This is a genomic window from Streptomyces sp. NPDC002817 (assembly GCF_053592055.1).
This window is the reverse complement of the sequence record NZ_JBSFUY010000024.1, coordinates 77282-90478: the sequence shown is the minus strand read 5'-3', so window position 1 is coordinate 90478 and position 13197 is coordinate 77282. Positions and strand designations below refer to the sequence as shown.

Below are 13197 nucleotides of genomic sequence, written 5' to 3'. Positions count from 1 at the left end.
CAGCCGCGGGAGTCGCGCACGGGCCCCGACCGCCTGCCGGCACACGGGGCCCGTCATCGCGGCACCGCGCTCGGGTGCGGAGGATGCCGCCGTCCGCAGGAGGGGCCCGCACGCCGAGGTCGCCCACCCGCGTACGGCCGTCATCGTCGCGGCACACCGTGCCACCCCGGCGGAAGCCGGCGCCGTCGTCATCCCAGCAGCCCGTCGAGCAGGTCCGACTCCTCCGGTGTCCATTCGACGGGGCCGCCGTGGGCCGCTTCGGGGCGGCGGTGGCGGAGGGAGAGGGGAGCCACCTCGCGTACGTGGTGGGGGGTGACCTCGTCCGTGCCCTCGAAGGCCGCCAGCGCTCGGGCGGCCCAGGCGGTGACCACCTCACCGCGGTGCCCCACGGCCCGCAACTGCGTGGCGACGTCGGCGCAGAGCTTGGCGATGTCCTCGCTCAGCCGTACGTCCTGCACGGCCGCCCGCGCCGCGTTCAGCCGCTCGCGCAGCACGTCGTCCGAGGCGAGCCCGTCCGCCAGCCAGGAGGACTCCGTCCCGGCCTCGTCGTCGAAGCGCAGCACGGCCAGCACCATCGCCCGCCGCGCCTCCTGGTCCAGCTCGGACACGGCGACCATCAGCCCGAACCGGTCGAGCAACTGCGGCCGCAGACCGCCCTCCTCGGGGTTCATCGTCCCGACCAGACCGAAGCTGACGCTGCGCACGGTGTCGATGGCCTCCCGCTGCACCGACAGCACCCCGGTGGAGACGACGTCGAGGATGATGTTGACGATGTGGTCGTCCAGCAGATTGACCTCGTCTATGTACAGCATCCCCTTCTCGCCGGCCTCCTCGAGCAGCCCCGGCTGCGTCCGCGCCACCCCCTGCATCAGCGCGTCGAGCTCCCACCCGCCCAGCACCCGGTCGTCCGTGGCGTTGATCGGCAGGGTGACCGGCAGCTCTCCCCGGGTCAGCAGCGAGAACGCCCGCACCACCGTGGACTTGGCGGTCCCGCGCTGCCCGCTGACGAGGACGCCCCCGATCCGCGGCGCGATGTAGTTCAGTTCGAGCGCGAGCTTCAGCTCGGCCTGTCCGACCACATAGCTGTACGGCAGGATGTGGATCCCGGAGCCGGCGGTCCCACCGGTCACGAGGTTCCACCCGTGTTCCAGCGGAACGTGACCTGGAGCTGTGCCTCCGCCCCGGACTTCACCAGCACCGCGCCGAGTTCGGCGTCCAGCTTGATCGACAGCTGGAGTTCCACCTCGTCGGGCTTCAGCCCCTCACCGAGGTCGTGCAGCTGTTCCGCCGCCTGCCGCGCGCACCGCCGGGCCAGGTCGAGACCGTCGGCGTAGACGTCGCGTGCCACCTCCAGCACCCGGTCGGCGGGGCCCCGGGTGTCGATCCCCCGGTACACGTCGTCGACGCCGCCCGTCGCCACGACGCCGTCCACCTCGACGTACACCGGCCCGTCCCGGCCGTCCGCCGCCACCCCTGTCACGATCGTCATGCAGCACTTCCCCCGTCCTGCGAGCCGGATCCCTGTGCTTTTCTTCCCCGTTCCCGGCTCGCTCAACAGCCTTGTGCTCAGCGGTTGTCGATCGTCCCCGAGGGCGTCCCGAGGTCGGCGGCACGGCGTACCCGGTCGGCGATGTGCCGGATCAGCCGCTCCAGGTCGGCGCAGTACACCGAGGGGTTCAGAAAGCCCTCGTCGGCGCGGTAGCGGTGGGCGTAGTTGCCCCCGCCGCACACGGCCGCCAGCGGACACACCAGGCACTCGGGGGACAGGGCCCGGCGGCCCAACTGCCGTGCGACGACGCCGGGATGGTCCAGGACGTCGTCGAAGGAGTGCCGGAAGACGTCGCGTCCGGTGGCAGGCGCACCCTCGTAGGCCGTCTTCAGCGAGTCCACCTGCTCGATCGCCCCGTCGGTGTCGACGACCACGGCGACCATCGGTGAGTTCCCCACGGCCTCGGCCCCGCCGTCCAGGCCGAGCAGCAGCCCGATGATCTCGCGGAACAGCCGGATCGGGACGGCTTGTTCGGCGGAATCGAACCAGAGGTCGAAGACCTGGATCAGCCAGTCGGCGTAGGGGTGGGGTCCTGTCGCGGCCGGTGGATGCGCCCAGTTGGCGTGCGGCAGCAGCAGATCCATGGACGGCGGGTCGAGCGCGGTGAGCGACGTGTACACCTCGACGGGGTCGGAGTCCGGGTCGATCACGCTCAGGATCCCGGCGTACGCGTCCGGATGCCGCCGCAGCACCTCGAGCCCGGCCGAGACCGCCGCCCAGGACGAGCGCCCGGCGTGGTCGACGCGGTGCCGGTTCAGCCACGGGGTGCCGCCGTCCACGCTCACCCCGATGTCGATCCCGGCGCCGGCCAGCCGGCGCACCCGGTCCTCGGTGAGCAGCGTGCCGTTCGTCTGCACGCTGGCGTCCACCCGGCAGCCCGCGCCGACGGCCTCCCGCACGGCGGTGACATAGCCGACCAGGGTGTCCACCCCGGCCAACAGGGGCTCTCCGCCATGCAGGTTGAGCTGTAAGGAGGACAGTCCGTGGGTCGCGGTGTGTTCGGCGATCCGTGCCGCGGTACGCCGGACCACCCCGGCGGGCACCGCCAGCGGACGCTTCCGCCAGCTGCTGTCGGCGCCCTCGTAGACGTAGCAGTAACCGCAGGCAAGATTGCAGCGGCTGTGGACCTTCAGGACGAACTGCCGGAAGGGCACGGCCCGTACACCGGACCGCCGTAATCCGGCGACGTCCAGTGTCTCAAGAGGCCACCGCGCGGTCACAGTTGATACGGACCGTCCTCGTAGAAGGCCATCGCGGGGCCGCCGCGCAGCTTGCGGGGCAGCAGGCCCGTGGCGACCGCCGCAAGCACCGGATGCGATGACTCACGGGACAGCGCCAGCAGGTCGAGATCGGTGAGGTCGGGCAGTTCGGCGCCCGGCTCCCGTACTCCAGCCACATGCGGCCTGTCCTCGTCTGTACCCCGCACACTCACCTCTCAGGACGGCCGACCAGCCTCTTGACGAGAGGCCCGGCCCATGCTGCCCGGCTGAGACCCCACCAGGCAAGTTCCCACGAGGTGCTAGCGCCGAGCTGTGACCTAGGTCGGGAGCGGCTCGAAGTCCCAGTAGGGCCGTTCCCGGCGGCGGATCGAGAGGGTGTGGGGATGCTGGGCGCCCAGGGTGTCGGAGAGCTGCTGGAGCGCCTCGTGCTCCAGCTTGGACGCCTCCTGCCCGCGTCGCAGTATCCGCAGGTCGGAGGCGAGGGCCGCCTTGACGGACAAGGTCAGGGGGTGGGTCTCGCCCAGGGTCGTGCGCGCCGACTCCAGTACGGCGCGCGTCAGTTCGGCCGCGCCTTCCTCGTCGCCGGCGAGGCTGCGGGCGCCCCCGGCGTTGAGTCCGGCACCCAGGGCCCAGGGATGGGACGGGCCGACCGCGGCACGCATGTCCATGAGCGCCCGTTCCGCGATCCTGAGCGCCTCGTCGCGCTCCCCGTACTCCCACAGGGCCAGCGCCACATTGCCCGCCGTACCCACCGCATAGGGGTGGTGCGGGCCCACGAGCTTGGCGTACTGCTCGGCGACCCCCTCGGCCGACTCCCGGGCCTGCTCCAGGTTGCCGTGCTCGCGGTTGAACGTGGCGAAGTCGGCCTGCACCAGCAGGGAGTCGGGGTGGTTCGGGCCCTGCCGCTGCACGAACCGCTCGACCACGCTGCGCATCAGCGACTCGGCGCCGAGCAGATCGCCCTTGCGTCTCATGCACAGCGCCAGGTTGTGCTCGGCGAACAGGGTTTGGGGGGTGTAGCGGTCCATCGTGTTGCGGTGGGCACGGACGTTGAGCTCCTGGCGTGACGTCGCCTCGTCGTAGCGGCCGAGGAGGCGCAGCATCCAGGCGTAGAACATGCCCGAGCGCAGGGTGAGATGGTGCCGCGGGGTCAGCAGCCGCTCACGGATCAGCAGGATGTCGCGGTGCAGCTCCAGCGACTCCTTGTAGCGGCCCAGCAGGCTGGTGACCACGGCGAGGTTGCCGCGGTCCTGGAGGGCACGCGGGGCGTCCGCGCCCAGGGTGCTGGTGTACGCCTGCACGCACTCCTTGAACATGTCGTGCGCCTCGTCGTAGCGGCCCAGCGACACCAGGGTGCCGCCGAGGCCGTTCTTGGCGCGCAGCAGGTCGGGGTCGTCGTCGGCCCGGGTCTCCGCGAGCTGGTCCAGGACGGCGCGTCCGACGGCCTCCGCCTCCAGGTAACGGCCGCTGCGGCGCAGCATGTTGGCGTGGTCGTGGATCAGGATCAGCATGTCCCGGTCGTCGGGACCGAGCCGGGTCCGCCAGCGGGTGACGGCCTGCTCGCACAGTCTGAGGGCGGCCCGGTTCTCGCCTCGGACCCGCATGTACTCGATGCAGTTCAGGACGAGTTGGCGCACCACCGGGTCGGGGCTGTCCAGTGCCCCCGCGGTCTCCAGGTGCGGGATGAGCTCGGCGTAGCGCGTCCACTCGCGGGTGTCGATGGGGCGGCGCGGGTCCGCGCCCGCCAGGAGGGTGCAGGCGATCGTCGACAGTGCGTCGCGGCGGTCCTCGGTCAGGGTGCTGACCAGGAAGCTGTGGTAGAGGCGGTGCATGGAGACGCGGTCCACGGCCGGTTCGGCGTCGGAGGACTCGACGTAGTCCAGACGGACCGCGGTGGACTCCGACAGCCGGCGCAGCGCGGTGTGCCAGCGGATCGGGTCGCCCGCCAGGGCCGCGAGGTGGTCGGGCAGGTCGGAGGGGTGGGCGGCCTGCATCAGACGGACCGGGATGGCGTCCGGGGAGAACAGCGCGAACAGGTGGAGGAGCTCCACGGCCTCGGGGTTGTTCTCCTGGAGCGTGTTGAGAGTTATCGACCAGCTGGTCTGGAAGCCCATCGGGTAGTCGGAGGAGATCCGGATGCCGATCTGGCTGGCCTCGCCGCGCCGGATCATCGAGATGTAGTCCTTGGCGGGCATCGCGTTGGCGTCGAGCCAGGCCGCGGTCTGTGCCAGCAGCAGCGGCAGGTCCTGCACGGCGTCGGCGAGCTGGTCGGCCTCGGTGTCGTTCAGGCGTTGGGCGCGCCGGCGGACGTAGGCCACGGACTCGGGCCGCCGGAAGGGCAGCACCTCGATCTCGGTGACATTGCCGGAGGCCGCCCAGTCCTGGGTGAGGGTGGTGATCAGGACATGGCCGTTGCCCTCGGGGAGCAGATCCTCGATCTGTTCCATGTCGTCCGCGGAGTCCAGGATCAGCAACCACCTCTTGTACGGCGTCCCGGTCCGCAGCGCCTCGTGGACCGCGCGGATCCGCTCGCCCAGCTCCTGGCCGACCGGCAGTTCGAGCCGCGGGGCGAGCTGCGCGAACTGCTCGCGCGCGGGCGCGCGGAAACGGGCGCCGACCCACCACACGATGTCGTAGTCGTTGCCGAAGCGGTGCGAGTACTCGTTGGCGATCTGGCTCTTGCCGACGCCGGAGATGCCCCGCAGCGCCACCCGCGCACCGCTGCGGCCGCCGCGCTCGAAGCGGGTGTGCAGCTCCTCCAGGATCGCGTCGCGGCCGGTGAAGCGGACGTTGCGGCGCGGGACGTTCCACACCGACGGCGGGTCGTTGGGGAAGCGGGGGGCGGCGGTGCCGGACGGGGCGGCGGGCTCGGCGGACGCCTCGAAGTCCAGGCGGCGCAGGATACGGCGGCGGGCCTCGCGCGAGTCCAGGTCGCGCAGGTCGACCGGGCGCAGCGGGGCGGCCGTCGCGGGCAGCGCCCTCGTCGCCACGCTGACCGCGGAGAACCGGTCCACATGGGCCGGCACCACCTCGTGCAGCGCCTCAGTCCACTCGGCGTCCGAGCGGGGGCCCAGCGAGAAGTACCAGTCGTCCAGGACCAGCAGAACCCGGCCCGGTGCCTGGAGCAGATTGCCCAGCGCCTCGGCGAGCGGCATCCGCAGCGGAGGGTCCCAGCGCAGCAGGGTCGTCTCGTGGCCCAGCTGCTCCAGCTGGTGCGCGATCCACGTCGCCCAGGGCCGGTTGAATCCCGCGTAGCTGATGGTGAAGTGCTCGTGGGACTCGGCGCCCTTGGACCTGTCGGCCATCCGACCGTCTCCCCTTACACCGAAATCAATAGAATGACGTTTTTGTCGGTTTCGCGTGCACTTTAAGCGATACGTTGCTCAATCCGGGGGCATCACCGCGCTCAGCCGCCCGGCCGCGTGCCGTACGAGGCGCTCCAGGTCGGCACAGAACACGGACGGGTGCCGAAAGCCCGTACCGCGCGAGTAGCGATGCCCGTAGTTGCCGCCCCCGCAGACCCGGCCCACCGGGCAGGCCCGGCACTCGTCCGCGAGACCCGCCACGCCCAGCTGACGGGCGACGATCCCCGGATGGTCCAGCGCCTCGTCGAAAGCGTGCCCGAAGACGTCGAGGCCGGTGGCGGTCGCGTGGTCGTAGGCGAGATTGAGGGAGTCGATCTGCTCCACCGAGCCGTCGGTGTGCACGACCACCGCGCAGGTCGGCGAGAGCCCGATCGACTCGGTGGTGCTGGGCACCCCGAGCAGCAGCGCCACGACCTCCGTGAACAGCCGCACCCGGGGCTGGGAGCCGTCGGGCGCGCCGTCCCACCACAGGTCGAAGGCGGCGGCCAGCCAGTCGCCGTAGGGAGTGGGCACGGCCGGCCACGCCCCCGGGGTGCGGGCGGGCAGGCCCGGCGGCGGGCTCGACCAGTTGGCGTGCGGCAGCAGCAGGTCGAGACGGGGCGGGCGCAGCTCGGCGAGCGAGGAGTACACCTCCCCGGGGTCGCTGGTGACGTCGATGGCGCACAGGATCCCGGCGTACAGCTCCGGCCGGTCCGCGAGCAGCCGCGCGGCCCGCTCCGCCGCCGGCCACGACGGCCGCCCCGCATGGTCCACGCGGCGGGCGTTCAGGTGCGCGGTGCCGCCGTCCAGGCTCAGCCCGACCCGGATGTTCGCGTCGGCGAGCAGGTCCAGGGTCCGGTCGGTGATCAGCGTGCCGTTGCTCTGCACGGTGGCCCGCAGCGCGACGTCGGCCGGCAGCGCCCGGCGTACGGCGGCCGTGTACTGCAGGGCGGTGTCGGCGCCGGACAGCAGGGGCTCCCCACCGTGCAGGTCGATCCGCACCTCGGACAGCCCGTGGGTGACGGCGTGTTCGGCGATCCGCCGGGCCGTCTGCCGCATCACCCCCGGCGACACCCGTGCCGGCCGGCCGCGCCAACTGGCGTCCTCGCCCTGGTAGATGACGCAGTAGGTGCAGTCGAGATTGCAGCGACTGTGCACCTTGAGGACGAACTGACGGAAAGGGAAGGGGCGTTGTCCGGCACGTCTGAGGGCCGCCACGTCCAGCTCGGCGTGCGGCCACGGTGCGAACTCCCGGTCCCGGGCGATCCGTAAGCTGTCGTCCGAAGCGGTCTGCACAGCGTCGCCTCCCCCTGGGCGGCCCCGTGCCGCCGCTACCGTTCTACCCCCGGGGAGTCCTCGTGATACGCCACGAGGCCGCCGTCGGCGTCGCACGACCGGGCCAGCAGTGTGGCCAGCACCGCGCCCAGCACGGGGTGGTCGACCCGGGCGCGGAGCGCGGCCAGATCGACGGCTGTGCGGTCGGGGAGTTCGGGGAGCGGGGTCCCCGCATGTCCGTCCCGTCCGGTCGGCTCCGTCACCCTGCACACTCCCTTTCACCGTCTGCCTGTTCCGGCGAGCGCGGTCATGCGCTCGAACGTCGACCGGGCCTGCGGCCCCTGCGCCGCCCCGGCCCGCTGCCACAGCGCCCAGGCGGTCCGGTACGACTCCAGCGCGTGCTCCGGTCCCGCCGTCCGCTCCAGCACCACGCCGCGCTGGTGATGCGCCCGCGCGGCCAGCAGCGGCTCACCGGCCCGCTCCGCACTCCGTACGCCGTGGTGGTACGAATCGGCCGCCAGGTCCAGCCACTCGGGCGCCCCGGCGTCCCCGGCCAGCGTCAGCAGTACGTCGCCGCGCTCCAGCCACGCCAGCGCCGCCGTACGGTCGTCGCGCGCGCCCCGGGCCGCGCGGGCCAGCACCCACTCGGCCTCGTGCAGATCGGTCGGCGTCCCGCCCGCGCCGTGATGATGTCGCAGCGCCCGCCCGAACAGAAGCCGCCGGTCGGCCAGATGGGGATCACTGTCGGCCGTCAGCGCCAGCGCCGCCCGCAGCACCCGTACGGCATCGGTGGCCACCGGCAGCTCGCCGCCCCGTTCGGCCCGCGCGACCAGCACCTCGCCTCGGCCCGCGAGCAGCTCCGCCCGCTCCGGGTCGTCACGGTCCAGCAGGGCCTCGGCCTGGGTGAAGTACCCGTCGGCGGCCACGAGTTCGGCGGCCTCGGCGGTGTGCCGGTAGCGGGCCGTGTGCGCCTCGGCCAGCCGGCGCAGGGCCGGCACGCGTAACGCGGGGCCCTGGTCGCGGACCGCCTCCACCGCCCGCTCCAGCGCCTCCAGGACCCCCGGATGCCCGGTGTCACCGGCGGCCACGGCACGCGCCTCCGCCAGATCCAGCAGGGCCCGGCAGCGCACGGCGGAGGGGGCGCTGTGCCGGCCGGTGAGCCGTACACCGCTCTCGAAGTCCGCCGCCGCCCGCAGCGCCAGTGTCCGCGCCTCGTCGGCCGCGTCACGCCCCCGGGCGTCGTCGGCGAGCGCCAGCAGCAGCCGCCCCCGGGCCAGCACCGCCGGATCGAACCCGGGCCGGCCGGGCAGGGAGGAGGGTATTCGGGAACCGCCGCCCGCGGCCGCTCCGCCGGAGGCCACGGCCGCTCACCGGGCCCGGCGGACGAAGACGGGCGCAGCCGAACCGTTTCGGTCACTCGCGTACGGCGGACGCGCGACGGGGCACCGCACCGGACAGGCGCTGGGCCGCTCACTCACGTCGCGCTCCTCGTCATGGACGGTCGGATGCGTGCGAACTCCATGACAGTACGCGCGCCCTGCCCGGTCAACAGTGCTTTCCGGCCGCTCCGGCGGATTGTGCCCGCTGAAGTGCGTCGACACCGTCGGTCTAGACTCACCCGCAACGGCCCGTCCCACCACGGCCGAAAGCGGTCCACCTCGGCCAGACCCGAAGGGTATTCGGCGTTTTGATACGGATAGATTCAGTCACCAAGCGGTACCCGGACGGCACGGTGGCGGTCGACCGGCTCTCGTTGGAGATACCCGACCGCTCGATCACCGTCCTCGTCGGCCCCTCGGGCTGCGGCAAGACGACCACTCTGCGCATGATCAACCGCATGGTCGAACCCACCGAGGGCACCATCCTCCTCGACGGCCAGGACATCCTGCGGCAGCCGGTGAACACCCTGCGCAGGTCCATGGGTTACGTCATCCAGAACGCCGGCCTCTTCCAGCACCGCACCATCATCGACAACATCGCCACCGTGCCCCGGCTGCTCGGCTGGAGCAAGGACAAGGCCCGGGAACGGGCCCGTGTGCTGATGGAGCGGGTCGGACTCGACGCCGCGCTCGCCAAGCGGTACCCCTACCAGCTCTCCGGCGGCCAGCAGCAGCGCGTCGGCGTGGCCCGGGCGCTCGCCGCCGACCCGCCGGTACTGCTCATGGACGAGCCGTTCTCCGCCGTCGACCCCGTGGTGCGCAAGGGACTCCAGGACGAACTCCTCCGTATCCAGGAGGAGTTGGGAAAGACGATCGTCTTCGTCACCCATGACATCGACGAGGCCGTCAAGATCGGCACGATGGTCGCCGTGATGCGCACCGGCGGCAGGCTCGCCCAGTACGCGCCGCCCGCCGAGCTGCTGACGAGCCCGGCCGACGCGTTCGTCGAGGACTTCCTCGGCGCCGACCGCGGCATCCGGCGCCTCTCCTTCTTCCCGTCCGCGGGGCTGGAGTTGTCGACCGGGCCGGTCGTCGCGGTCGACGCCACCGCCGAGCAGATCGCCGAGCGGGCGCGCGACATCGCGGACGCCCCCTATCTCCTCGTCACCGACACCGACGGCAAGCCCCTCGGCTGGAGCGAGCCGCAGCACCTGACGGCGGGCGAGGTCGAGGTCGGCCGACTGCTGTCGCACGGGCGGCCGTTCGTCGCCGGCACCGACTCGCTGCGGGCCGCGCTGGACTGCGCGGTGCTGTCGCCCACCGGGTGGGCGGTCGCCGTGGACGCCGACGGGAAGGTCGCCGGGGTCGTCTCCCAGCAGACCATCGCGGAGGCCATCCGCGGTGCGCACGCGCAGGGTCGTACGGACGCGAAGGTCGCCGGATGAACTGGGACCGTATGTTCGACATCCCCAGCGACCTCCAGCACAGCTGGCTGGGCCTGGTCGGGCTGCATCTGCGCGAGGCCCTGCTGCCGGTGCTCGCCGGACTGCTGATCTCCTTGCCGCTGGCCCAGCTGTGCGTGCGCTTCCGCTGGCTGTACCCGCCGGTGCTGTGGGTGACGACCGTGCTCTACGCCATCCCCTCGCTGGCCTTCTTCGTGCTGCTCATCGACTACACCGGCATGACCGAGCTGACGGTGATGATCCCGCTCACCGTCTACAGCCTCGTGGTCCTGGTCCCGGCCGTCGTCGACGCCGTCCGCTCGGTCCCGCAGGAGACCCTCGCCGCCGCCAAGGCCATGGGCTTCGGACCCGTACGCCGGTACGTCCAGGTCCAGTTGCCCATCGCCGTGCCCGCGATCATCGCGGGGCTGCGGGTCGCCACCGTGTCCAGCGTCAGCCTCGTCAGCGTCGGCACCCTCATCGGCAACCAGGGCGCCCTCGGCAACCTGCTGAACGACGCCACCATCTACAACCGGCCGGAACTCGCCGTGAACGCCGTGCTGTCCATGGCCGCCCTCGCGATCCTCGCCGACGCCGCGCTGGTGCTCCTGCGCCGTCTGCTGACGCCGTGGATGCCGCGCCCGCAGCGCGGGAAGCGCAAGGCCGCCCCCGTCCTGGAAGAGGCAGCACGGTGAACCTGCTCACCCACATCGGCAACTTCTTCAACGACAGCGCCCAGTGGCAGGGCTACGACGGCATCCCCACGCGGGTGGCGGAGCACCTCCAGTACACGCTGGAGGCGCTGCTCATCGCCGCCGCGATCGCCATGCCGGTCGGACTGGTCACCGGCCACTACGGGCGCGGCGGGACCGTCCTCTCCCTGATCGCCACCGCGGGGCGGGCCCTGCCCACCTTCGGCCTGCTGGTACTGCTCACCCTGCTGGTGGGCTTCGGCCTGGTCAACGTGATGACCCCGCTCGTCATTCTCGCCATCCCGCCGATCCTGGTCACCACGTACGAGGCGATGCGCACCGTCGACCCCTCCTCGGTGGACGCCGCGCGGGGCATGGGCATGAGCGAGGCCGGGGTCCTCTTCCACGTCGAACTCCCGGCCGCGCTCCCGCTGATCCTCAGCGGCCTGCGCTCCGGAGCCATCCAGATCGTCTCCACGGCGACCATCGCGGCCTACGTCAGCCTCGGCGGCCTCGGCCGTTACATCGTGGACGGGCTCTACCAACGCAACTACGAGAAGGTCGTCGGCGGCGCCACGCTCGTCGCGGGACTGGCGCTGCTCACACTGGCGGTGTTCTGGGCGGTGGGAAGGGCCACCGTGTCCAGGGGAGTGCGCCGGAGCGCTTGAGCAGTCCGGGCGGAGTCGACCACGGTTCGGCAGCGCCCGGAAGGGGCGCGGGGAACCGCGCGACCGGCCACGACGCCGCCGCAGGCGAACCGCAAACCCATCGCGGCACTTCCAGCGGAGCACTTGGCGGACCGGCCGGACGGCCACCGCGTCCACCTCGAAGACCATGCCCGGCGGTGCGAGGGCGGCGACCCCGCTGAGGGTCTGGGCCGGGAGCAGGTCGCCGATGGGGGCACCTCCCGCTCGAGCGAAGCCGAGAGGGGGGAGGGCGTGCAGGCCTTGCCGAGAGTCCCCAGCTTGGCGAGGTCGTGCTCGACGACGAACGAGCCCAGCCGGACGACGTGTTCGAAACCGGGACCGACGCCCTCCAGGGCCGCGCGCAGCCGGTCGAAGGCGAGCTCCACCTGCGCCGCGAAGTCGCCCGGCACCGGGGTGCCGGTGGCGTCGGAGGCGTACTGCCCCGCGACGAAGACGAGTTCGCCGGGCGCCGAGACGGCGTGGCTGTAGCCGAAGGGCGTCGGGTCGTGCAGGGCGGGCGGGTTGGTGATGGTGCGCTCGTCGTGGCTCAGGTCAGGGGGACAACCCCCGTGCCGGCCCGCCCGTTCCGGGGCCCCGCGTCAGCTCTCCGTACGGGCCAGGGCCAGTTCGAGTACGACGAGCAGGGCGTCCCGGACCGAGCCGCGCTCGCGGGCGTCGAAGATGACGACCGGGACGTGGTCCGCGACGTCGAGGGCCCAGCGGACCTCCTCCAGCGTGTGCTCGACCTTGCCGTCGAACGCGTTCGCGGCCACCGCGAACGGGATCTGCCGGTGCTCGAAGTAGTCGACCGCGGCGTAGCAGTCGTCGAGACGGCGGGTGTCCACGATGACCAGGCCGCCCAGCGCGCCCTCGACGATGTCGTCCCACATGAAGCCGAACCGCTCCTGCCCGGGCGTGCCGAACAGATACAGCTTCAGGGTCGGGTCGATGGTGATGCAGCCGAAGTCCATCGCGACCGTCGTCGTGGTCTTGCGCGGGGTGTGCGTGAGGTCGTCCACGCCCGCCGCGACCTCCGTGATGGCCGCCTCGGTGGTCAGCGGCTCGATCTCGGAGATGGCGCCGACGGCGGTGGTCTTGCCCACGCCGAAGCCGCCCGCGATCACCATCTTGACCGGGAGCGGTGGCCGCACGGCGGCTGCCGGACCGGACCCGTGGAGGGTGGCCGGTTCAGTCGGAGTCACGGAGTACCCCTCGGGAGTCGGGGATGGCACGCAGGCCATCGATCACTCTTCGCAGGACGGAAGCGTCGTGCGTGTCGTCGGAGTCGGGCACGTGCACCGTCAGCTGCCCCTCCGCGCGCAGGTCCTCGGCGAGCACCCGGACCACGTTGAGGTGCAGCCGCAGCCGGGCCGCGAGTTCCGCGATGGACTGCGGCCGGCGGCAGGCGGCGACGATGTCGTGCTGCTCGAAGGAGAGCCCGCCGAGCGCGTCGAGACCCTCGACGGTGGCCACCACCTGGGTCTCCACGGGCATCGGCCGGCCGGCTGCGCTGGGCGCCACCCGGCCGGCGGTGACCAGGAACGGCCGCACGGCGGAGGCGGGCCCGACCGGGTCCTGCCCCGGGGCTGAGGAGCCGTCCGCCATGGCGT

13 protein-coding genes and 1 pseudogene are annotated in these 13197 nt (G+C 72.3%); 3 read left to right on the top strand and 11 right to left on the bottom strand.

Annotation, left to right across the window (positions count from 1 at the left end; translation table 11 throughout):
- Positions 1–188 precede the first annotated feature (188 nt).
- From ACWD3I_RS34350 to ACWD3I_RS34315, 8 genes are all read right to left on the bottom strand, one after another.
- Positions 189–1130, bottom strand: a complete 942-nt coding sequence (locus ACWD3I_RS34350) for an AAA family ATPase (RefSeq protein ID WP_365397559.1) — start codon at positions 1128–1130, stop codon at positions 189–191.
- On the bottom strand, positions 1127–1489 hold the full coding sequence (locus tag ACWD3I_RS34345; protein WP_365397562.1) for a CU044_2847 family protein: 363 nt from the start codon (positions 1487–1489) through the stop codon (positions 1127–1129). The genes ACWD3I_RS34350 and ACWD3I_RS34345 overlap by 4 nt, the downstream gene beginning before the upstream one ends.
- A gap of 77 nt (positions 1490–1566) precedes the next feature.
- Positions 1567–2703: an FxsB family cyclophane-forming radical SAM/SPASM peptide maturase gene (locus ACWD3I_RS34340; protein WP_365397565.1), complete on the bottom strand. Its 1137-nt coding sequence runs from the start codon at positions 2701–2703 to the stop codon at positions 1567–1569.
- Between the two features lie 62 nt (positions 2704–2765).
- Positions 2766–2945 carry a YxD-tail cyclophane-containing RiPP peptide gene (locus tag ACWD3I_RS34335; RefSeq protein ID WP_171147017.1) on the bottom strand — a complete coding sequence of 60 codons (180 nt, stop codon included), beginning with the start codon at positions 2943–2945 and terminating at the stop codon, positions 2766–2768.
- 141 nt (positions 2946–3086) lie between these two features.
- Positions 3087–6074 (bottom strand): FxSxx-COOH system tetratricopeptide repeat protein, encoded by a 2988-nt coding sequence (gene fxsT, locus ACWD3I_RS34330; protein ID WP_365397569.1) that lies wholly within the window; start codon positions 6072–6074, stop codon positions 3087–3089.
- A 78-nt stretch (positions 6075–6152) separates the two neighbouring features.
- The gene (locus ACWD3I_RS34325; protein WP_365397572.1) at positions 6153–7409 is read right to left on the bottom strand and encodes an FxsB family cyclophane-forming radical SAM/SPASM peptide maturase; all 1257 of its coding nucleotides are present in this window, start codon (positions 7407–7409) and stop codon (positions 6153–6155) included.
- Positions 7410–7444: 35 nt separating this feature from the next.
- Positions 7445–7651 carry a YxD-tail cyclophane-containing RiPP peptide gene (locus tag ACWD3I_RS34320; RefSeq protein WP_365397575.1) on the bottom strand — a complete coding sequence of 69 codons (207 nt, stop codon included), beginning with the start codon at positions 7649–7651 and terminating at the stop codon, positions 7445–7447.
- Between the two features lie 15 nt (positions 7652–7666).
- Entirely contained in the window at positions 7667–8749 is a 1083-nt protein-coding gene (locus ACWD3I_RS34315; RefSeq protein WP_365397578.1) for a hypothetical protein, read from the bottom strand.
- Between the two features lie 326 nt (positions 8750–9075).
- Between ACWD3I_RS34315 and ACWD3I_RS34310 the strand changes: the two genes are divergently transcribed.
- Genes ACWD3I_RS34310 through ACWD3I_RS34300 form a run of 3 tightly spaced genes read left to right on the top strand, consistent with a single transcriptional unit; the run spans position 9076 to position 11569 of the window.
- The gene (locus tag ACWD3I_RS34310; RefSeq protein ID WP_365397581.1) at positions 9076–10212 is read left to right on the top strand and encodes an ABC transporter ATP-binding protein; all 1137 of its coding nucleotides are present in this window, start codon (positions 9076–9078) and stop codon (positions 10210–10212) included.
- The gene (locus ACWD3I_RS34305; protein WP_365397584.1) at positions 10209–10904 is read left to right on the top strand and encodes an ABC transporter permease; all 696 of its coding nucleotides are present in this window, start codon (positions 10209–10211) and stop codon (positions 10902–10904) included. The genes ACWD3I_RS34310 and ACWD3I_RS34305 overlap by 4 nt, the downstream gene beginning before the upstream one ends.
- Entirely contained in the window at positions 10901–11569 is a 669-nt protein-coding gene (locus ACWD3I_RS34300; protein WP_365397587.1) for an ABC transporter permease, read from the top strand. The genes ACWD3I_RS34305 and ACWD3I_RS34300 overlap by 4 nt, the downstream gene beginning before the upstream one ends.
- 132 nt (positions 11570–11701) lie before the next feature.
- Here the strand turns inward: ACWD3I_RS34300 and ACWD3I_RS34295 are convergent.
- The 3 genes and pseudogenes from ACWD3I_RS34295 to ACWD3I_RS34285 form a co-directional block, all read right to left on the bottom strand.
- Positions 11702–12138 (bottom strand): annotated as a pseudogene (locus ACWD3I_RS34295) (RidA family protein); the annotation flags it as partial.
- A gap of 48 nt (positions 12139–12186) precedes the next feature.
- Positions 12187–12789: a GTP-binding protein gene (locus ACWD3I_RS34290; RefSeq protein WP_451084257.1), complete on the bottom strand. Its 603-nt coding sequence runs from the start codon at positions 12787–12789 to the stop codon at positions 12187–12189.
- Positions 12776–13192, bottom strand: coding sequence for a DUF742 domain-containing protein (locus ACWD3I_RS34285; protein ID WP_365397589.1), 417 nt, complete (start codon positions 13190–13192; stop codon positions 12776–12778). The genes ACWD3I_RS34290 and ACWD3I_RS34285 overlap by 14 nt, the downstream gene beginning before the upstream one ends.
- Positions 13193–13197 lie beyond the last annotated feature (5 nt).

Bases quoted from the DNA above. Each gene is read 5' to 3' on its own strand.
- ACWD3I_RS34345 (WP_365397562.1), bottom strand. From the start codon at position 1,489: ATGACGATCGTGACAGGGGTGGCGGCGGACGGCCGGGACGGGCCGGTG.
- fxsT (WP_365397569.1), bottom strand. From the start codon at position 6,074: ATGGCCGACAGGTCCAAGGGCGCCGAGTCCCACGAGCACTTCACCATC.
- ACWD3I_RS34305 (WP_365397584.1), top strand. From the start codon at position 10,209: ATGAACTGGGACCGTATGTTCGACATCCCCAGCGACCTCCAGCACAGC.
- ACWD3I_RS34285 (WP_365397589.1), bottom strand. From the start codon at position 13,192: ATGGCGGACGGCTCCTCAGCCCCGGGGCAGGACCCGGTCGGGCCCGCC.